The 20,658-nt window shown below is 39.2% G+C and carries 18 protein-coding genes and 1 CRISPR repeat array (1 of these 19 cut by a window edge); of the genes, 10 read left to right on the top strand and 8 right to left on the bottom strand.

What is annotated here, in order from left to right:
* Nucleotides 1-164: a CRISPR direct-repeat array (repeat unit 37 nt; unit sequence GTTTCAATCCCTGAAAGGGATTAATGGCTATTATAAC) (it extends 1,485 nt beyond the left edge of the window).
* A 490-nt stretch (nucleotides 165-654) separates the two neighbouring features.
* Nucleotides 655-1,038: a hypothetical protein gene (locus tag NMK36_RS18010; protein WP_139295064.1), complete on the top strand. Its 384-nt coding sequence runs from the start codon at nucleotides 655-657 to the stop codon at nucleotides 1,036-1,038.
* Complete coding sequence (locus NMK36_RS18005; protein ID WP_254174331.1) at nucleotides 1,035-1,973, top strand: SPFH domain-containing protein; 939 nt, start codon at nucleotides 1,035-1,037, stop codon at nucleotides 1,971-1,973. The genes NMK36_RS18010 and NMK36_RS18005 overlap by 4 nt, the downstream gene beginning before the upstream one ends.
* Nucleotides 1,974-1,990: 17 nt before the next feature.
* Here NMK36_RS18005 and NMK36_RS18000 read toward each other — a convergent pair whose 3' ends face one another.
* Nucleotides 1,991-3,919, bottom strand: a complete 1,929-nt coding sequence (locus NMK36_RS18000; RefSeq protein ID WP_254174330.1) for a PP2C family protein-serine/threonine phosphatase — start codon at nucleotides 3,917-3,919, stop codon at nucleotides 1,991-1,993.
* Between the two features lie 186 nt (nucleotides 3,920-4,105).
* Here NMK36_RS18000 and NMK36_RS17995 point away from each other — a divergent pair, with 186 nt between their 5' ends.
* Nucleotides 4,106-4,783 (top strand): SDR family oxidoreductase, encoded by a 678-nt coding sequence (locus NMK36_RS17995; RefSeq protein WP_072720062.1) that lies wholly within the window; start codon nucleotides 4,106-4,108, stop codon nucleotides 4,781-4,783.
* Between the two features lie 29 nt (nucleotides 4,784-4,812).
* Here the strand turns inward: NMK36_RS17995 and NMK36_RS17990 are convergent, their stop codons facing one another.
* Nucleotides 4,813-5,298, bottom strand: a complete 486-nt coding sequence (locus NMK36_RS17990; protein WP_245824257.1) for a hypothetical protein — start codon at nucleotides 5,296-5,298, stop codon at nucleotides 4,813-4,815.
* A gap of 4 nt (nucleotides 5,299-5,302) precedes the next feature.
* Between NMK36_RS17990 and petN the strand changes: the two genes are divergently transcribed.
* Nucleotides 5,303-5,392: a cytochrome b6-f complex subunit PetN gene (petN, locus tag NMK36_RS28820; protein ID WP_071782645.1), complete on the top strand. Its 90-nt coding sequence runs from the start codon at nucleotides 5,303-5,305 to the stop codon at nucleotides 5,390-5,392.
* 132 nt (nucleotides 5,393-5,524) lie between these two features.
* On the opposite strand, the gene NMK36_RS17985 is transcribed toward petN, so the two are convergent.
* A complete protein-coding gene (locus NMK36_RS17985) occupies nucleotides 5,525-6,262 on the bottom strand; it encodes a Uma2 family endonuclease (protein ID WP_072719630.1) in 738 nt (245 codons plus the stop codon).
* A gap of 238 nt (nucleotides 6,263-6,500) precedes the next feature.
* Here NMK36_RS17985 and NMK36_RS17980 point away from each other — a divergent pair, with 238 nt between their 5' ends.
* The gene (locus NMK36_RS17980; protein WP_254174329.1) at nucleotides 6,501-10,280 is read left to right on the top strand and encodes a hypothetical protein; all 3,780 of its coding nucleotides are present in this window, start codon (nucleotides 6,501-6,503) and stop codon (nucleotides 10,278-10,280) included.
* Nucleotides 10,281-10,503: 223 nt separating this feature from the next.
* Nucleotides 10,504-12,750 (top strand): glycosyltransferase family 2 protein, encoded by a 2,247-nt coding sequence (locus NMK36_RS17975; RefSeq protein ID WP_254174328.1) that lies wholly within the window; start codon nucleotides 10,504-10,506, stop codon nucleotides 12,748-12,750.
* 42 nt (nucleotides 12,751-12,792) lie between these two features.
* Here NMK36_RS17975 and NMK36_RS17970 read toward each other — a convergent pair whose 3' ends face one another.
* Nucleotides 12,793-14,412 (bottom strand): Ppx/GppA phosphatase family protein, encoded by a 1,620-nt coding sequence (locus tag NMK36_RS17970; protein ID WP_254174327.1) that lies wholly within the window; start codon nucleotides 14,410-14,412, stop codon nucleotides 12,793-12,795.
* Nucleotides 14,413-14,516: 104 nt separating this feature from the next.
* Here NMK36_RS17970 and NMK36_RS17965 point away from each other — a divergent pair, with 104 nt between their 5' ends.
* Nucleotides 14,517-15,398 (top strand): 4-hydroxybenzoate solanesyltransferase, encoded by an 882-nt coding sequence (locus NMK36_RS17965; protein WP_072719626.1) that lies wholly within the window; start codon nucleotides 14,517-14,519, stop codon nucleotides 15,396-15,398.
* A gap of 49 nt (nucleotides 15,399-15,447) precedes the next feature.
* On the opposite strand, the gene NMK36_RS17960 is transcribed toward NMK36_RS17965, so the two are convergent.
* The gene (locus NMK36_RS17960; RefSeq protein ID WP_072719625.1) at nucleotides 15,448-15,723 is read right to left on the bottom strand and encodes a cupin domain-containing protein; all 276 of its coding nucleotides are present in this window, start codon (nucleotides 15,721-15,723) and stop codon (nucleotides 15,448-15,450) included.
* 97 nt (nucleotides 15,724-15,820) lie between these two features.
* Between NMK36_RS17960 and NMK36_RS17955 the strand changes: the two genes are divergently transcribed.
* Entirely contained in the window at nucleotides 15,821-16,582 is a 762-nt protein-coding gene (locus NMK36_RS17955; protein ID WP_072719624.1) for a peptidylprolyl isomerase, read from the top strand.
* Between the two features lie 144 nt (nucleotides 16,583-16,726).
* Here the strand turns inward: NMK36_RS17955 and hetR are convergent, their stop codons facing one another.
* Together hetR and NMK36_RS17945 are read right to left on the bottom strand one after the other, a co-directional pair.
* A complete protein-coding gene (hetR, locus tag NMK36_RS17950; protein WP_072720060.1) occupies nucleotides 16,727-17,629 on the bottom strand; it encodes a heterocyst differentiation master regulator HetR in 903 nt (300 codons plus the stop codon).
* 454 nt (nucleotides 17,630-18,083) lie between these two features.
* Nucleotides 18,084-18,455, bottom strand: a complete 372-nt coding sequence (locus NMK36_RS17945) for a hypothetical protein (RefSeq protein WP_072719623.1) — start codon at nucleotides 18,453-18,455, stop codon at nucleotides 18,084-18,086.
* 301 nt (nucleotides 18,456-18,756) lie between these two features.
* On the opposite strand from NMK36_RS17945, the gene NMK36_RS17940 reads away from it, so the two are divergent.
* A complete protein-coding gene (locus NMK36_RS17940) occupies nucleotides 18,757-19,407 on the top strand; it encodes a lipase family alpha/beta hydrolase (protein WP_254174326.1) in 651 nt (216 codons plus the stop codon).
* A gap of 11 nt (nucleotides 19,408-19,418) precedes the next feature.
* Here NMK36_RS17940 and NMK36_RS17935 read toward each other — a convergent pair whose 3' ends face one another.
* Nucleotides 19,419-19,847, bottom strand: coding sequence for a VOC family protein (locus NMK36_RS17935; protein WP_072720059.1), 429 nt, complete (start codon nucleotides 19,845-19,847; stop codon nucleotides 19,419-19,421).
* Between the two features lie 18 nt (nucleotides 19,848-19,865).
* On the opposite strand from NMK36_RS17935, the gene NMK36_RS17930 reads away from it, so the two are divergent.
* The gene (locus NMK36_RS17930) at nucleotides 19,866-20,651 is read left to right on the top strand and encodes a TIGR00297 family protein (RefSeq protein WP_254174325.1); all 786 of its coding nucleotides are present in this window, start codon (nucleotides 19,866-19,868) and stop codon (nucleotides 20,649-20,651) included.
* Nucleotides 20,652-20,658 lie beyond the last annotated feature (7 nt).

The following is a 20,658-nucleotide window of genomic DNA, read 5'->3' as shown; positions in this document are numbered from 1 at the left end:
ATTAATGGCTATTATAACCCCCTATCTTGTCACTTGCTGGTTTCATCTTCTCACTATGTTTCAATCCCTGAAAGGGATTAATGGCTATTATAACCTCGGCGCCCAACCTATAAGTGAAAATGGGCGTGTTTCAATCCCTGAAAGGGATTAATGGCTATTATAACCGCAGGCTTTTGAAACCCTTAATTTATGAAGTTTTCGAGGTTCGATTGCGCCAACGTGATCTAAATATACCATTTCAGCCATTGACGTAACAAGGGGTAAAAAGAAAAATATCCTAAAATCCCTTTCCCATAAGACTTTCAGAACTTGCGCCAACCCCTTAATCAAGTAGATAGGCTTCAAACCCAGAATAGACAAAGATTTCAGCCCTAAATTTTACCTTCCTTGTTCCCAACACCTATCAGTTGTCGCTAGTAGAAGCCAAAAGATTGATCAAATTAAGTTTGTTTTCAATAGCGATCACAAATTTCCCGATTCTATCTCGTTATAGCAAACCATAATCACTTGTCAACAGCGTTTAAACAGTACGGTTATCCCCCAAGAAAGGGTTTAGGAAAGACAACATATAATATTAGTATGGTTTCCAAAAATTAAGCCATCGTGAAATAGTCCAGATAAACAATCAAATCTGTTATTATATAGGAGGGGATTTTGAGAACTAATCCTCTAAAAAAATGGTTAGTCATTGGAATGATAGAAGTTTTTATTTCTCTATTCTTAATTGCAATGGCTCCTCATTTTTTAAACTCTAATCTACCAATGATTGGCTTTTTAATGTGGCTTTTCGTTTTTATCTTATTAAGCAGTTCAGGAGTTTATAGCTTATTAAAGATAGGGCAAGCTTCTCAAGCAAAAAAAGTATTTATTTCTTACTTTCCTGAATATAAAAAATTAAAAATCTGGGATTTTATCGAATTATCTCCAACTTCAATTCAGGAAAAAATAGAAATATATCAAACCTTAAAAAATGATCCTGATTGTTCTCAATTAAATTTTTCACCCCTTGATTTATTACAGGGAGCTAAAAAGCGATGAAATTCACCCGTTTTTCATCTATTCTATTCACCACTCTTTTAGGAACCAGTTTAAGTTCCTGTGGTATTGTTCCAGGAACCAGTGTCACCACTGTTGAACCGGGTTACGCTGGGTTAAAAATTCAACTTTATGGCGGAGAAAAAGGCATCGAAAACGCCAAAGTAGTTACAGGAAGAGTGTGGTATAATGGTTATACAGAAGAAGTTGTAGTTTTCCCTACATTTATTAATACCTATCCCTTTACTCAAGCTGCAACCGAGGGTTCACCGACGGATGAATCCGTGGTATTTTCAGTCGGAGGGAGTCCCGTTTCTGCGGATGTCGGAGTTTCCTTTGGATTTAGTACAGAAGCTCTTTCAGGAACAACAAAAACCAAACTTCATCAATTTTATGAAACCTACCGAAAAACCCCTGAGCAATTTCGAGCTAATGAGTTAAGAAATGGGTTAAGAAATTGTTTTGGAGAAGTCGCAGAAAATCAGAAATTAACGCCAGCCATGTTACCGATGAATCAACAAAAATTAGTGAATGGTGTGAGAGATTGTACCCAAAAGCGGTTTCCAATTATTGTTGTTCAAGATATTTCTTTATTGAATCCTCTACGTTTACCACCTGAAATTCAAAAGAGTATTGATGAACAATTTGCGGCGCAACAAGCGGCTCAAACGGCTGAATCTAATCGTCGTAAAGTCGAAGCAGAAGCTGCATCTAATGTTGCTAAAGCTAAAGGAGAAGCTCAAGTCACCATTGAACAAGCCAGAGCCGAAGCAGAATCAAACCGTTTATTAGCCAATTCCATTACCCCCCAATTATTAGAATTAGAACGTTTAAGAGTAGAACGAGTCAGGGTGGAAAAATGGAATGGTCAACAAGCGAATATTATTCAAACCCCTAATGTGCAGTTAGGAAGTGGAACGCCTGGGGGAACACCATAATTAAGTTAGAATCAGAACTAACGTTTATTGGTGGGTTTTGGTTGTTCAGGAATTGATTTGAGTTGAGATTGACTAACTTGCCACCAAATCGCAAAACCTGCGGATATTACTATAGCAAATAAACTCAGAATAAAGGCAACTTCCTTCCATTTGGAGGGAGGTTTTGGTGTGGGTTGAATTTCTGGTTCAGGAATAGATTCACCATATAATAAAACTTTGGATGCTTCCGTTGGTTCTGTTTCGAGGGGTTCTGGTTTTGTGGATAACGGGATGGTTTCTACTAACACTAATTTTTGAGGAGAAACCCCACAATACGTTAAAACAACGGAAACATTATCATGACCATTTTTGTCATTAGCAACATCAATCCATCCTTGCACAGCAGATTCTAAAGATTGTTCTCCATTTAACACCGAAGCGGAAAAATCTTGCCAACATTGTTCCACCCGTTGATTATCACTTAATCCATCGGAACATAATAATAATAATCCATCTTCTTCGATAATAAATCGTTGCACCATTGGGCGTAAAAATTCCGCTTCTCTAGTTCCTAACGCTTGGGTTAAAGCACCGGAACCAGAGCGTTGAGCAGCATCCCAATATAAACAGCGACCATGACGGACTTCTCGATTTACCACGTCATCATCGATGGTTAATTGTTGACAGGAATTCTGGGTTATCCAATAAGCTCGACTATCCCCAACATTAACAATATAAAGTTCATGGCAATTATTCAATTCAACTCCCTCTGGGGTTTTGACTTTTTGGGGGAGTTGCAACGCCATGACTAAGGTTGTTCCCATCCGTTGTCTAAATTCTCGTCCCTGTTGATTATTTTGTGCCGCAATTACATTATTAACAACGCGGGCAATTTCTTGCAATTGTTCCATAATTAATTCCGGCGGTGCTAACTCTTCTTGAGCATAAATTTCCGCCATTAAACTATGAATTAACGGTTTAACAGATTGTACCGCTAATTGACTGGCTACCTCGCCCCCGTCATGACCGCCCACACCATCACAAACAATACTTAAATTAGGAATTAATTTATCATTGGGATAAATATAAAGATTCCGTACATCGTGAAGATTCGGATAACAACTATCCTCATTATGGGAACGTTTAATCCCCACATCGGTTAAGCCCATGACCGCTAAATGTAAGGGTAATTGAGCCGCTTGTTCCATTAATAAGTGATTCAGTTGACTCGCCACTTCTTTTAACGAGTCTTCCTGATGACGCAGCAATTGATGCAGGGTTTGTAACCGATATTGGATGGTGGGATGGGCGGTTTCAATAAACGCTGTCCAAGACTCGGCTAAATCTCGTTGGGTAGGTTGAACTTTACCTTGATGCAGTTCTCGCAACCGCACCCGCCATCCATCTACTCGTAAATTATCTTTGACTAATAAACTATAGGAGGCACCTTGTTCAGTTAACGGTGTCCATAATTGCAGCATTTGCCATAACCAATACACCTGACGTACCGGGTTCGTTTTTGGCCATGCTTCTACTAACGTCGGTAACAATTGACCCCGACTATCAACGGGAATGTTATCTAATAATAAAGTTTCCGTTGCTTCTGGGGGAATTCCCAAGGGATACACCCCAAACACCCCAGGAATATGGAGTCGATGGGGATGTAAGTATAAATAGGACAAAATTGACTCCGAGAGCATATCGGGCAAAATCGGCGGAGCTCCGGGTTTGGTATCTAACCAAACTTGCGGAAAGGTCACATAATAGCGATTTCCCACTAACTGACCCGGTTGAATTTGATTCGCCCCAGAACCCGTCGCCCACAAATATCGATAGGTTAGGGGAGTTTGACAAGCTTCACAAATGTGATTTCCTAACGAGTTACGCGGTTGGGGACAGGCGGGATTTGTACAATGGATAGGCGGCGGCGCCGAAGTGCTAATTTGAAATAATTTTTGTAAGGACACGGCTAGAACTGTTAATAGGGGGACTTAATCGTACAAGGATTCATAATATAAAACGATTGTAGCTTTTATTGATTTATCAGAGGGTTTTCCCTCAACATCTTTGATTGGGTGTAGTCGTTGGTCACGTTAGCACAACCATCTTGTAGATTGATAGATAATAAAGAATTGATGGAATTTTTAACAGCCATGAACACGGAATCTTATATTTTTGTCGCTGGTGCGAGTCGAGGTGTCGGACGAGAAGTGGTGAACTGCTTACGAAACCAACAGCAAAACGTGAAAGCATTGTTAAGAACACCGGACACTCGCCCCGAATTGGAAGCAATGGGGGTACAAGTGGTCATGGGGGATGCGTTAGAGATAACAGCCGTTGAACAGGCACTATTAGGCCCAGAACCCATTTCCGCCGTGATTAGTACCATTGGCGGTTTACCCAAAGAGGGAGAGAGGGCTGATTATTTAGGAAATAAAAATTTAATTGATGCGGCGGTGAAAGCGGGGGTCAGGAAGTTTATTTTAGTGTCTTCGATTGGGAGTGGGGAGAGTGTGGTGGCTTTACCGCCCCAAGCGTTGGAAACCTTAAAATCGGTTTTGGTGGAAAAGGAAAAAGCAGAACAACATTTAATTAATAGTGGGCTGACTTACACCATTATTCGTCCGGGGGGGTTAAAGTCTGAACCCGCAACGGGAAATGGGATATTAACGGAAAATTACCGAGTTGCAGGTATCATTCATCGGGGGGATGTGGGTCAGTTGGTCTGTGATTGTTTATTTTCAGATTTAGCAAATGGTAAGATTTTGTCAGCCATTGACGGCAATATGACCTATGGAGAACCGGATTTTGAGGTTTTGAATTTAAGTTAAAATTGGCAACCGGGAATAGGGGGAAAAGTTTAACAAAAGGGTTTAATCCAACCTTTTTGTAAGGCTTTATCTAAGATTAATCCCGCTATTCCAAATAATAATAAACTTTCGCCAGCTACAATAACTATTTGTTCCAGGGAAGTTTGGGTTTTAAGTTGGATGTCAATTTCTGCCAAGCCGCGAACCAGTCCAAAGGCAAAAATTCCTCCTAATTTTAATTGCGGGTTATTGTCACCCCGAATAATATATCGATAGGTGACACCAAATAAAAACCCGCTAACTCCTGCGATGGGGACGGAAAACCAAACATTAATCGGTTGTCCCCAAAGCCACAGGTTAAGGCTACTGAGGAGAATATGAGTCAGTCCGACACAAAATCCGGCTAAAAGACCTCCCTTGAGAGATTCTAACCGTTCGGTCGCCGTAAAATTTGAGGAGGAGTTTAGATTCACGCGATCGCTCCGTTTCAAGTTATGATCTACAGTGCAGTTATTTTGCAACGTTTTTTTTAACATTACTATGGATATTGTCTCACTGGGCTGGGTTTCGCTGTTAGTGCTGTTTACTTTTTCAATTTCAATGGTTGTTTGGGCTCGTAACGGATTCTAACATTGATTCCTTCTCTAACCCTTACCAAAATCTGTAGAGACGTGCCATGGCGCGTCTCTCTAAATTATGGCGCGTCTCTCTAAATTATGGCGCGTCTCTCTAAATTATTTATAGGTCACGTCTCTATAATTATTAGGATAAATCGCCATATTGTTCTCGATAACGCTGCAATAGGGCTTCTAATTCTTCAACTTTTTGTCGTTCTTGTTCTATTTGTTCTGTCGGTGTTGGTATCCAATTCTGATTTTGATCATACCAACGCAACCAACATCCTGCAATTCCTTGATAACATCCTTGCCATAATCCTAAACCTAATTCTAATTCGGGCATCCAAACCCGTGAATTTGAAACCGTTAATTCCTGATAGCGACTGGCATTATTTTGAAACACCCGCAGTTCATTGGTATAACGACTAAAAACTACATAATAAGGAATGCGTAAAATCCGTTCGTAGACTTCCCATTTTGTCGGAGGTTGATGAATTTCCCGCAAGGTTTGACCTAAATCTTCGGCTTCTGTTCCGGGTGATAATAATTCTACCACCACAAACGGGTTTACTCCTTCTTGCCAAGTTACATAACTTAAGCGTAAATCCCGTTGTTCATATAACCGAGATACCCCCATAACTGCAAACCAATCTGGGCGTTTATACCAGTTCAAATGGTGAGGGTCATAATAGAGATTGAGGTCACTGGCAATAAAAACCGAGTCAGGAGAATAACCGGGGGGATGAAACGTTATTCTCAATAATTCGGGTTGTAAATCATGGAATTCGTCTGGCAAACCGGGTTCCTCCGGGTCTTCACTTTTGAGGTCATACATCGTCGGTAGGACTTCTTTCGGGGAACGTGGGGGGTCAGTTTGAACCATAGCAGACTGAATAAATGCTTAAGGATTAAGATAGCATAAAATAACCGAAATAGCCATTAATTTCAAAGGAAATTATAGCCGTTCTCAATCATTAATGAATTCAGACCAGAAGCTGGGTTTTTAGCTGTTTGATGATCTAAAATAATTATTAATAAAAATCTAACTCGCAAGATTAGCCGTTATCGTAGACATACATCAAAATCCATTCCGTCTTTTCCCCAAAACCCTATTTCTCCCCATGTCCCCTTCAAAACACCTGATTCGCATCTTAATTCAAGCTGATACAACTAATCCGATGATTTTAGAAGGGTTAGAAGCTTGGTTGCGTTTAGGTTTATTATCCGATGCCCAAGTGCGCGAAATTGGTGAACTTTATTTAAGTGACCCTATCCCTCGAAAGGTTGTCTCTTCTGAGAAAACTAAAGTGGTTAGCACGGAAACAACAACTCGAAATTCTGTTGTTTCTAAACCGCCTCAACCTGCTTTTGAATTACCAGCGATTATAACAGATTTAGTGGAATCTTTAAAAGCTGAATTGAGTGTTCGCTGGCTATTATTTTTAGGGTTATTTTTAGTCATTGTTTCCTCTGGGGTTTTAGCAGCGAGTCAATGGGAAAAATTTCCAGCCACCGGACAATATTTAATCTTATTTGCCTATACCTTTGCGTTTTGGGGGACGAGTTTATGGGGAAGTCAACAGTCTAGCTTACCCGTGACGGCGGAAGCTTTAAAATTAGTTACCTTACTGTTAATTCCTCTAAATTTTTGGGCAATGGATGGATTAAAGTTGTGGTTATATCCTTTGGGTTTAGTTACAATAGCGATCGCTACAATTGCGCTAACTGCCCTCACTATTATCTTATATCGAAATCAAGGACAATTGCAATGTCGTTTCCTCTTCAACCAGTTAGGATTAAGTTATCTAAACTGGGGGTGGCAAATTCCAGGTTTTCCCATCATAGCGGTTTATTTAGGAATTATCATCAGTGGAATTTTAACTATTGCTAACCTGCCCTCAACATCTTCGACTCCCAACCAACGCATCGACCCTAAAATTATTGTGATTTATCTTTTAGCCTTGCTGTTTGGTCGGGCAATTTTTGGGGTTGATATTCCCATTAGTGAACTCGGATTAGCATTAGGAATCTTTTCAATATTTTTATATCTTTCTCCTTCTATTATTTTACATCGGTGTAGCTATGGTATTCTAATTTTCGGCTGGTTAACAACTCTTTTTACTCAACCCGGACAAGCCTTTTTAATCAGTGGAATTGGAGTTGGAATTTTTACTCATAATTTATTAAAATACTGGAAACGACAAGATTTAGCTGCAATTTTTGGTTTTGGATTATCAATGGTGGTGTTAGTAGGTCGTTTAATTCCACCGGAACTTAGACAAACAGCCATTACAGTTGGAGTAGAAGTTGCCCGTTCTCAGCAGTCTCCTTGGGCTTTACTCAGTTTAACCTGGTTTCCCTATCTCATTGCAATGGTTGTCTTTACGGATTGGATTTACCACCGTCCCCAACGAAAATTAGCTCAGTTTGGAGATCAAATGGGTTTAATTTTCGGGTTATTTTTAACCAGTTTATCATTATTAAACCCCCCATTGCGATCGCTAAATTTATTAGCCTCTACTATTACTTTAGCGGTGATTACGAGCCGTCGTCAACCCCTAAAACCCCCCTTAGTTTTAGCCACCCATCTTTTAGGGTTAGTTACCGTTTGTAATCTAGTTTACTGGCAATTTCCCAACTTAACCTTAGAACTTTGGGCAATAATTTTATTGGGCTTAATGCTGGGTGAATTTTTATTATTTACGGTCAATAGCCCCTTAGATAATATTATCCGAAAAGATGCCTTAAACCTAGGAATAGTATTATCTGAACTCAGTTATATGTTATTTTTAACTAACTTTTATTTTGATAACAAAACTTTAGAAATTACTTGGTTAATCACACCCCTAGCCTTAACAGTTGTAGCAACCCAAACCACAGACACCCAACGAATAAAAGCCAGCCAATTTAGTCTTGTAGCTTGTGGGTTAGTTCAAATTTTAACGTTACCCCATCCTGAAATCCGTTTATGGAGTTTAGGCTTAACAACGCTATTAATGGTTGTTAATACTCAAATCCTAAAAACATTATTTACATCAACTTTTACCGTTGGTTTAGGATTAACTTTACTCTTTTTATCCGTACAGGATTTTGTAGTTAGAGAAGGATGGTTAATGCTATTGAGTTTAACCGTCACCGGGTTATGGATATTACGTTTAATGTTATCTCGCTATGGTTCACCTCAATCAAAGATTATTAAACTTTATAAAAAATCCATTGATGGTTGGGCAATGGTACTATTAGGGTTTGAACTTTCAGCGATAACCCTTCATTCCTTTGGATTATATGCAGCGAAATTTCCAGCGAATTCTAACCTGATTTCAACGTTAATCATTGTAATAATTGCCTTAATTCTCCGAGGATTCAATATAGCAGAACCACCCAGAAGAGACAGGTCTGGATTCTCCCCTTGGATATTATATAGTTTAGCTTGGGCGGTTGAATTACTGATTGTTGAAATTCTAATTTTTAACGACCGTTCTTTAGTTAGTTTAGCAGTTACTAATATTATTTTAGGACTGATTACACAACTTTTTGGAGATTGGTGGCAACGTTATTATCAAATTAAAAAACTGCCTAACCCTTGGCAAGTTATTCCTATTCTTTACGGTCTTTTAGGTGTTATTTTCCGCTTCCAAACTGTTGCTAATTGGACAGGATTAACATCTTTAGGGCTGGCTTTAATTTTAATCGGTATTGGCAGACGCAGTAACGACACCAAACCTTTAACTTATTTAGGATTGATAGGGGTTTCTGTTTCTACCTATGAAATTTTATTCTATCAAATTCAGTCTCAACCTTTAGCCACACAATGGATTGCTTTTGCCACATTAGGAACCAGTTTAATGTATGCCTATCGAGTTCTCAGTCCTGGGTTAACGGTTTATTTACGACTGCTGGAAAGTGAAATCAAATTCATTGCCCATCTTCATTGGTTTATTAGTAGTCTATTTTTAGTGTTAGCCAGTTTAACTCCAGGTTATTCTCAACCTTTTTTAGCCATTGGAACCAGTATATTAGTCGTGCGTTATGCTATTTTCCAAGGTCGTTATAATTCCAATCCTACAGCCTCTGAAATTTGGGTCTATCTCGGTTTAGCAGAAGCAACCGCTTTAATTCTTTATCTTCAACATTTATTCAATTTAAACGGATTTTTTATTCCTTGGTCAGGGTCAATTGTATCAATCATATCCTGGTTCTTTTATATTTTGCCTTGGAATAATGGTGGATGGTCGGAGAAACCCTGGAAAAGAGCAGCCATTATTCTTCCGATTATCACGGTTATCACTTCCTTTTTCCTCTTACAACCCGAACAACAATTAACGTGGTATATTTCAGCCATTCTTGCCATAATATTGTATATGGTGTTATCGAGCTTTACCCGGAATATTCGCTTAAGTTATTTCAGTTTAATCTTAATTAATTTTACCTTTTATAATGGGTTAGGGTTTATTAATTATCAAGCGGATGAGTTTATTCTGACCCTCCCCATTGCCTTATCATTACTTTATTTTGCCCAATTTGAACCCAATTTAACCTTAGAACAAAATCGCCCTTGGCGACATGGATTTCGGATTTTTGGAACCAGTCTATTTTGTGGAATGTCTCTGATAACTAATCAAGGGATAGGGATTCTTCCGGGAATCTTAAGCTTAATCACAATTTTTGCTGGGTTAGGATTTAAAATTCGAGCGTTTCTCTATATTGGAACTGCAACATTTTTAATTAATATTGTAGAGCAACTGATGATTCTCAATGCTCATTATTCTTTTATGAAATGGGTAATTTCCTTTATTTTAGGGTTAATTTTAATTTGGATTGCTGCTACTTTTGAAACCCGTCGAGAACAATTAATTGCTCTTTGGAATAACTGGATGACAGAATTAGAAACCTGGGAATAAGGCAAAAACTCTGCATTAATTTGGCTCAAACCCCGATACAGAAGCATTTTCGATAATATTTTCAAGGTAAAATAAAAAATTAATTCAACGAAAAATAACAGAAACCCTGCAATTTTCAAAAAAATGTTAAATAATGTAAAGCAGTTCTTCTGCGAATCTGAGTCTTAGGGATGACCTCTGACTCAATACAGACTAAATGCGTTCCAATAGGAGTTTCTGCATTATGACATTTGGGTTTAGTAGTCAACGCCTGAAACGGTTAATTTTGTTGGGATATCCTCTCCCTCAAACGGCCACTTTAGTGTTTCTGGGATTAGTTACATTGATTACTGTATTGAGCCTAGCGTGGTTGAACGGCGAACCCAACATTACCAAATTTTTTAATCTCCTTTGTAACTTCCAAAATAATCCTCCCTGGTGGTCTGAAGTTCCTGAATTGTCTCCTAAATATTTGTTGTTACCGACCCTAATTTTTTCTGGAATTGCAGCAATTATTATTAAAGTCTCTCCGCAGCCTCAAACTTGGACAAGAGCGTTAATTATTAGTATTAATTTAGCCATTATTCTGAGATATTTATTATGGCGGGGTATTACCACACTCAATTTAACTCATCCTGTTGCTGGAATCTTAAGTTTAGGGTTATTTTTAGCTGAATTACTTATGCTGCTTCTGAGTAGCTTACAACTTTATTTATCCCTAAAAATTAAGGATAATAAATCTGAAGTCAATCCCCTAGCTAAGGATATTATAGAAACTCGATATACCCCTTCAGTGGATATTTTTATTCCCAGCTATGATGAACCTGAATTTATTATAAAACGGACAATAATTGGCTGTCAAGCTTTAGATTATCCCCATAAAAAAATTTATCTCCTTGATGATACTCGTCGCCCAGAAATTAAAAAATTAGCTAAAACTTTAGGATGTCAATATATTACACGGGTTGATAATCTTTACGCTAAAGCCGGAAACTTAAATCATGCGTTAATGCAGACAAAAGGAGAATTAATTGTTGTATTTGATGCAGATTTTATTCCCACCAAAAACTTTATAAATCGAACCATTGGCTTTTTCCAAGATTCTCAAATTGCCTTAGTTCAAACCCCCCAAACTTATTATAACTTTGACCCAATTGCCCGAAATTTAGGCTTAGAAAATCAATTACTTCCTGATGAAGAACAATTTTATCGTCAACTGGAATTAATCAAAAATTCGGTGGGGAGTACCGTTTGTTCAGGAACCTCTTTTGTTGTGCGCCGCAGTGCTTTAGAGAGTATTGGAGGGTTTGTTACAGAATCTATTTGTGAAGATTATTTCACCGGAATTCAGTTAACAGCTAAGGGATATCGCCTGGTTTATTTGAATGAAAAATTAAGTGCTGGGTTAGCAGCAGAAAATATTAATGCTCATTTAACGCAACGAGAACGATGGGGACAAGGAACATTACAAGCCTTTTTTATTAAGTCTAATCCCTTAACCATTCCAGGTTTAACCCTCGTACAACGGTTAGCTCATTTAGAAGGATTAGCCAGTTGGTTTATGTTTGGATTGAGAATCTATTTACTGATAATGCCCTTAATTTATGCCTTCTTTAATATTCTTCCCGTTCAAGCCTCTTTAGATGAATGGCTTTACTTTTTTACCCCCATTTATTTCTTTCAGATGATAACTTTTTCTTGGTTCAATTATCATAGTCGCTCTTTTATTTTTAATGAAATTTGCTCTATTCAACATTGTTTTCAGTTAGGATTAATGGTATTTAATACAATCCTTAATCCTTTTAATCAAGGATTTAAGGTAACGCCAAAGGGTATCATTCAAGATCGCTATAATTGGAATCATAATTTGGCTTTACCCTTAATTGGATTTTGGATCTTAACAGCTTTAGCTGTCCTGAAAATTACGATTTTAGGAACACCTGAAATAGACGAAATTAATACCGAATCTGGAATCAGTTTAGGAATTATTTGGGGCGTTTACAATTTAATTATTATTACCTTATCTATTTTAATGACAATTGATGCCCCTAAACCTGATCATTATGATTGGTTTGAATTACGGCGAGTGGTACAAATTCAGATTCAAAATCAAACTCTTTGGGGAATTACAACCCAAGTCTCAGAAGCTGGTGCAGAAATTGATATTACAACCCAATATCCCCTGGATTTTTCGACTCAGCAGACCATTAAACTAGATTGGGTTGAAGAAAATTTAAGCCTACAGGGACACATCAAAACCTTCGATTACAAAGGAGATAACTTAACCCTACAGGTCGAATTTGAAGCCGTGAGTTTATCTCAATATCGTCAACTGATTGAACTTTTATTTTGTCGTCCCGGTCAATGGAAAAACCAAAAAGTTCCAGGGGAATTGAGATCGCTTTTTCTGGTTTTTAGAGCCTTAATTAAACCCCGATTTTTATTTGATAAAAAACCCAAAATTAAAGCCATGAAAGTCTCCCAATTCTAAATCTTGTAGGGTGTGTAAGCTCCGCGCACGCACCCCAAAAGATTAAGGTTCTAATTGAGCCACTAACTTTAACCCATAGTTAGTTTCAAAAGCTTCTTTCTTGAAGTCTAAACTCCATAATTCTAAAGCACAATCATCATCAGCATGGGTTGGTTTTAATTTCAAATAAAACTCCCGTGCCATCGGTTTATATTCACAAATAACTTGAGAAATGGCACCAATTAAACGTCGATCTAATGCCACTGCTAATCTTAATAAAGGATGCAATTGATCAATCACTTGTCGAAACCGTCGCGGTAAACCTTGATAAGCTTCATGTTTCTTTTTAGGACTACTTTTCCGGTGATATCGAGCTAAATTTGCGATCGCTTCAATTTCCATTTCTGTAAATCCTAATAATTCTCCATAGCGAATTAAATAATAGGAATGTTTATGATGAGCAGAATGACTCACATATAATCCGCAATTATGAAGAATACTCGCCGACCATAATAATTCCCGTTCAGTTTCTCCCCAATTATGTAATAATCCTTTTGTCTGATCAAATAAACTTAAGGCAAAAGTAGCAACCCGTTGGCTAGATTCTAAATCAACTTGATATTTTTGAGCAATTTTTAACACGCTTCTTTCCCGAACTGAACGGCCATAATGAAGTCGATCATCAATTAACCCATGAGTTAACATCCAGTCTACAATCACCCCTTCTCGGAGACTGCGTTCACACACCGTTAAAGACCGCAGATTTAACAACGTCATAGCTTCTTGTAAAATTAAAGCCCCCGCTAAAATAATCTCGGCGCGACGGTCAGCAATTCCCGGAATTTGTAATCGTTCTTGATAAGATAATTTGCGAATGCGATTAATAAATTCTTGTAAGTCTTCTAAGGTTAATTTATACCCAACTAACCGAGTGGGGTCTGTTCCTGACTTCTCTCTAGCTTTAATTCCAACTAAGGTTTCAATCGTTCCTGAAGTTCCCACTAAACGAGGAATTTCCCCGGATTTTAAATGGGAAGATAATTCATCAACAACTCGTTCTAATGTGCCTCGAATATAAGCTTGTAAATATAAAAATTCCGCACGACTAATCGGATCTGTATGCACAAAATCATGGGTTAACCGCACCGCCCCCACTTTTGTACTACTTAAAAATCGAGGTTCCCAACCATCTCCTAAAATTAATTCCGTAGACCCCCCACCAATATCAATAATAATATGGGGTTGGTTATTAAATTCCATTGCCGAAAGTACCCCTAAATAGATGCGTCGGGCTTCTTCCTGACCGGAAATTAAACTAATTTCTAAATCTAATTCATCAGCGACTCGGCGAATAAATTCTCGACCATTGGGGGCTTCTCGAACCGCACTGGTTGCTACGGCCACAATTTGTTCCGCATTAAAGGTTTGAGCAATGCCTTGAAACCGTTTTAAACAATTAATCGCCCGTTCCATTACCTCTGGTTTGAGGTTGCCCTTTTCTCCACAATCTCCCAAACGAACGGTTTCTTTTTCCCGTGCAATAATTGTAAAAGTGGTCAGTTGGGGCTGAACTTTCACCACAACCATGTGCAGAGAATTTGTTCCTAAATCAATGGCGGCTAAGATTCGATCTCGATCATCTGCGGGTTCAAAACTCTTCACCAAAGGCATTGATGTGACCATAATCACTCTCTAAGAAGCTATTCTTTTTAATTTTAGACCGATTGCGGATCTGTGTTAAAAAATATTGTGAAGACTCCATCTCTTAATCTCGATATCAACGCGCAATGCTGACCCAATCTAATCTACCGGAACCGACTTGGCAAATTATTATTCGACTGTTGCGATGGGATAAACCCGCCGGACGCCTAATTTTGATGATTCCTGCCTTATGGGCTATTGTTTTAGCAACCAATGGCACACCTCCTTTAGCTTTAATTTTAGTGATTGTCTTTGGAACCTTGGCCACCAGTGCCGCTGGGTGTGTCGTGAATGATTTATGGGATAGGGATATTGACCCGGAAGTAGAACGCACTCGCACCCGTCCCCTCGCTTCCCGTGCCTTAACGGTCAAAACCGGGTTGGTTATCGCTGGGGTTGCCTTCATTTGTGCGGCGGGACTGGCCGTTTATTTAAACCCTTTAAGTTTTGGCTTATGTGTGGCGGCTGTTCCGGTGATTATTGGCTATCCTTTAGCAAAGCGGGTGTTTCCCATTCCCCAATTAGTTCTATCAATTGCTTGGGGATTTGCTGTCTTAATTAGTTGGACGGCGGCGGTGGGAAATTTAGAAACAGCTACTTGGTTTTTATGGGCTGCAACGGTATTATGGACGTTGGGATTTGATACCGTTTATGCCATGAGCGATCGCGAAGATGATATTCGTTTAGGGGTAAATTCTAGTGCCATCTTTTTTGGAGAACAATCTGCTAATGCCGTTGGGATCTTCTTTTTAGGCACAGCAATTTTATTAGGAATTTTAGGCTGGAATCTACAGTTACATTGGGAATATTGGCTGACCCTAACTGCTTCTATTGTGATCTGGTCAAAACAATATTGGCAACTGCGAAACCCCGATCTTCCTAGACCGATTTATGGCAAAATTTTTAGTGATAATGTCGGAATTGGTTTTGTTTTATTAGGGGGAATGATTAGTGGGTTGTTACTGTAGAGACGTGCCACGGCACGTCTAAATAACGGCACGCCTAAATAGCAGAGATTTAATCCCCAAACCTATAATGTTTGCGAACATCTGCCCGGATTTTCCACCGACAAGACAGTCCCGCCTCAAAGGTGACTAAATCCCCTTTCCCAAACTGGACTGGTTCGCCAACCTCTGGGGTAACGATGACATCCCCCGCTAATAAATAGCAGGTTTCGCTTTCATCATACGTCCAGGGAAACTCTGAAACCTCCTTTTCCCAAATAGGCCAATTAAAAACCCCCAATTGTTCCAATCGTTCTAAACTGGGTTGAGATTCAACGTGAATGCTCATTTCAATTTCCTATCAACATCTACGCCCAAATTTTACAGGAAGGGAACCTCAACCCATACAATATTGGTGAATAGAATTTTTTAGGATGTAAATCTCAGTGGCGAATCCCTTTTTAACCGTTAACGACGAACCCATTATTTTAGGTCAAGCACTGAAATATTTGCAAACGGCTGGAAAATTACAGCCGATGATCACAGATATTCTGCGAGAATATATTCTGGATCGGGAATTGCAAGCTCGGTCTGATTTAGATGTCCCGGCTGCGAGTATTGAACAAGCGGTTGTGAACTTTAGGCTAGAACGCAATCTCAGTGACCCTCAAGCGTTTCAACAGTGGTTAGAAAATAATCGCATGAGTTATGAAGGGTTTCACCAGCAAATTATGCTGGGGTTCAAACGAGAAAAACTTAAACTTTTGGTGGTAGAACCCGAACTGGAAAACTATTTTGTCCAACGAAAACCCGCCTTAGATGCGGTGATTCTGTCCCGCATTTCTTTAAATGACTATGAATTAGCAGAAACATTATTCAACCGTTTAAAAGAACAAGAAACCCGGTTTGAAGAATTAGCAAAAGAGTATTCTATTACCAATGAAAGCTCGTTTAATGGCATGATGGGAGCCGTTTCTTTGTCAACTTTACCCGATTCTCTTAAGGTCATTGTGCAGCAAACCCTACCCGGACAAATTATTAGCCCCCAAGAAGTGGAGGGAGGCTGGTGTATTTTCCGAGTTGAACAATTTTTAGAAGCGTCCTTAGAGAATCCTCAAATCAAACAACGGTTGCAAAATGAGTTATTTGAACGCTGGTTAAATCAACAACTTCAATCCGCTAAAATCACCCTCAATATTCAAGATTAATTTTCTAATAGTAGGGAACAGGGAACAGTAAGTAGATGTTCAGTTTTAATAAAAAATTGCGATCGCTCTTGATTTTATTAGATGCGACCGCTTTTTCTTTATTCTTTCTGACCTGACCCATGAAACAGCCCTAGCCCTTGCTTTTTAATCCTCTCCTTTTGGCCCAAATACCATTTGTACCACCATGGGTTCTCCCCCTTTTTCATGATATCGATCAGCCCATTGACGAATAATTTCATCTAATTCTTCAATCGCTTGATCAATTCGTTCAGGAGGGATATCTAATTCTTCCAAAACCCTCATGACCCTGGGTTGACGTTCAGCCCAATCTTTCATTAATCTGAAATATCGAGCTGTATCTTCAACCATAATATAAGTGCGTTCTTCCTGATCTTCTGGAGAATAGGACGAACGATTCAAGGCATAAAAGGGCATTCCCCAAGGAGATTCTATTTTAATAACTGTTTCGGAATAAGTTAAACGTCGCTTAATATGTTCTGCTAAAGCTTCACTTAAAGGCATTCTGCGACTCGGTTCTAAATCTTCTTGAGAACGCCTATGCAAAAATTCAATTAATTCCATAAATTGAAAGGAATTAATTAATTGAGCATCGGGTAAATATTTCGGGAGTTTACTTTCAATAACCCGCTTTTCTTCTGAGGTTAAACTACTACCGGAAATGCGAGATTTACCGGGTTGCCAAGGATAATGTTCTAACCAAACATAGGGAAATTGAATCAAATATCGAGGTTCTTGAGACCCCAACATTTTTAACAGTTTACCTTCGGTTAATGCTTGTTGAACTTCCTCAACAATCACTTTAACTCGCTTCGGTTCAATATGGTGCAGGTGTCCTGTCATTCTCAGGTTTTTTCCCTGCTCCATATAAGTCATATAGATAGCGCATTTTGCCGCCGTTGCGGCTGCATCCAGGAAAGCCCCATGTCGATGTCCACTGGTTCGCATCGCGCTAAAGGCCAGATATAACATGATCTGATCCATGGCGCTGGGGCTCAGACTTTTGATCAGATCGGTATCTTTTGTCATAATCATCCCTGAAATCGCCTACCTTGGAGGCATGGTAGCATCCTCCCTAAATTGTGAGAAATTCTCTGACTTGGAAACCCTAAGTTTAGGGGAAGTCAGTTTTTTACTCAATCTACGCCAGTTCCTATCCCTGAGATGAGTGAGGTTTTGACGCTTGAGTGAGCGTTGTGAATTGAACTGGGATGTGACGACACGATTATTGATGAGCATCGTCAAAAATTAAGTAGATTATTTCGCACCCTTGGCACTCAGGGTTCTTTATTGATGGATGTGTCACACGACTCTATTATACAAGACCTCTTGCTTTCTACAAGAATTTGCTGAATTCTCAATAAAATTCCCCCAATTTTTGGATATTTTTCATCCCTCAGAAAGAGAACAACCCCCCTAGCCGTCTCAATGAGGTTAGGGGGGTCTAAAGGCTTGAAAAATTGTTCTGAAGGATTGATATTGATTAAGAACGATTCATCTGATTTGCCATAGTTGTAAACATTGCCATACTTGGCCCTGGCCACCGGCGAGGAGTAGAGGAGTTCGGCATTAAATTATCTGGGGCGAAGGTCATCCCCGCAGGTGTTTTGACTTGTCCCGGGTTGAGGGGTGCAGGTTCCTTAGCAGGGGCGGGTTTAGGTTGAGGAGGAACAACGGCGGTGGTCTGAGGTTGCGCTGATGGAGCCGATGGGGTTTTAGTCTTTGCAGATTTTTCTGGTTTTGTTTGAGCTTGGGGTGCAGGTTTGGACTCAGGTTGAGGAGCCTGCTTATCTTTCGCTTCGCCAAACTCTAAAAAATATTCATCTTTTTTAGAATTGAATAGTTTACCTAACATTATGTTTACTCCGTCTGTATTTTTAACAAATTTAAAGCTTTAGCCCTAACGATAGATTAAAGAAGAATGAAAGATTTGTCTATAAAAATTTACATTTTGTTACATTTATTCCAAGATAAGCCCCTGTCTTGGGCTTGATTCACCATAATTCTGTTAAATCTTTGCATTTATTTACAAAATTCTCAGAATTGCTTGACGGTTGCCCATTCCCTAACACCCAATTCCCGGAGTGTCATATCCCGTAGTCGGGTAGGGTTTGTGATAGTCTAAGTTGGAACCAGATTAATCTCGTGTTGATCCGATGAATAACAGCACCCCTCGCAATCCGGTTTTATTGATTCATGGTATTTTTGATACTAAAGCTATTTTTAAAACCATGACAGCCCATCTAACTCAATGGGGATGGAATGTTCATAGTTTGAATCTCATTCCTAATGATGGCCGATTAGGATTAGAAGTCTTAGCCAAGCAAGTTGCTGATTATGTGACTCAAACTTTCCCCGCCGAACAACCGATTGATTTAATCGGCTTTAGTATGGGGGGAATTGTCAGTCGTTACTATGTCCAAAGGTTAGGCGGGATTGAACGAGTTCAACGTTTCATCACCATTTCCTCACCTCATCATGGCACTTTAACCGGATACCTTTACCCCACGTTAGCCGCATCTCAAATGCGTTCAAATTGTCCGTTTTTACAAGACTTAAATCGAGATTTAGAAACCTTAGACCGAATTAATTTTACCTCAATTTGGACACCCTATGACAGCATGATTGTTCCGGCTCAAAGTTCTCAAATGCCCATTGGTCAAGAATTTATTGTAAATGTTTTAGTTCACTCCTGGATGGTCAATGATCCAAAGTGTTTAGTTCGGGTTGAGGAAGCCTTAAATACACCGTTAAAAACCCTCCCCACTCCGGTATCACCCGCTATGGTTTCCGGTCATAACGGGTAACAAACCGAATTTTAAGCGTCTCCGACTTGGGCGTATTCATTACAACCGAACACCGCTTCGGGATAACAATAGTATTTGAACTCTAAAAAATTATGAAAGGGATCTTCTAAGAAAAAGGTGCGGTGTTCTGTGGGTAAATTCGGAAAACGGCGTTTAGGTTCTTGGTAAAATTTAAGATGGTTTTGTTGGGCATGGTTTAAGAGGGTTTCCCAGTCAGCTTCCGAGGTAAAGACTAAGCCAAAATGTCGCGGATAAATCCCGTTTTGGGGTGTTAGGGGTTCTTTACTGACATGGGCAACAATTTGATGACCATAAAGGTTCATAATAATGGAATTGGGGGTTTCTCGCCCCAGTCCACAGCCTAACCCTTCCCCATAAAACGCTTTGGTTTCTTCAATATTGTTCACGGGAAAGGCAAGATGGAATAAAGTTTTGTTCATCGTTTTGAGATCCAAATCATGATTTATGAATTAGTGTGGCTTAATCCTTGGCTATTTGCGATCGCTTTAAATACAGTTTTAATTAGTTTAGGGGTAATTTTAGCCAAAACGTTATTAACAACCGCCGGATGGCTGCACGCTTGGCTGTTGGGGGTACTAATTTGGGGGTGTTTAGGATGGCAAGGTTATGTAATTGTGGTGTTTTATTTTTTAGTGGGTTCGGGTGTGACTCGCATTGGAAAAACCCAAAAAGAAGCCGCCGGAATTGCCGAAAAACGAGGGGGGGCTAGGGGGCCAGAAAATGTCTGGGGTTCGGCGTTAACCGCTACATTATGTGGGTTAGGAGTATTTTTCCTAGAGGGTTTTTTTCCTAATACAGTTGAACTACAGCCTTGGATTCCGCTATTATTATTAGGATATGTTGCCAGTTTTAGTACAAAATTATCCGATACTTGTGGGAGTGAAATTGGTAAAGCCTATGGTAAAAGTACATTTTTAATTACTACCTTAAAACCCGTTCCTAAAGGGACAGAAGGGGCTGTAAGTTTAGAAGGAACATTAGCAGGTGTTGTGGCTTCTATTATTGTTTCTGTTTTGGGTTATAGTATTGGGTTAATTGATATCTGGGGGATTCTTTGGTGTGTTATTGCTGCGTTTATTGCGACGAATTTAGAAAGTGTGATTGGGGCAACCTTACAAACAAAGTTTACCTGGTTAACCAATGAAATTGTGAATTTTATTAATACATTAATCGGTGCGATCTCAGCTATCCTTTTCGGTTTTTATGGGCAATTTTTCTCCTAATTCGTAA

Source organism: Planktothrix pseudagardhii, assembly GCF_904830925.1.
GTDB lineage: Bacteria > Cyanobacteriota > Cyanobacteriia > Cyanobacteriales > Microcoleaceae > Planktothrix > Planktothrix tepida.
Note: the sequence above shows the minus strand (reverse complement) of the source record. Positions and strands in the feature narration are given on the sequence as shown.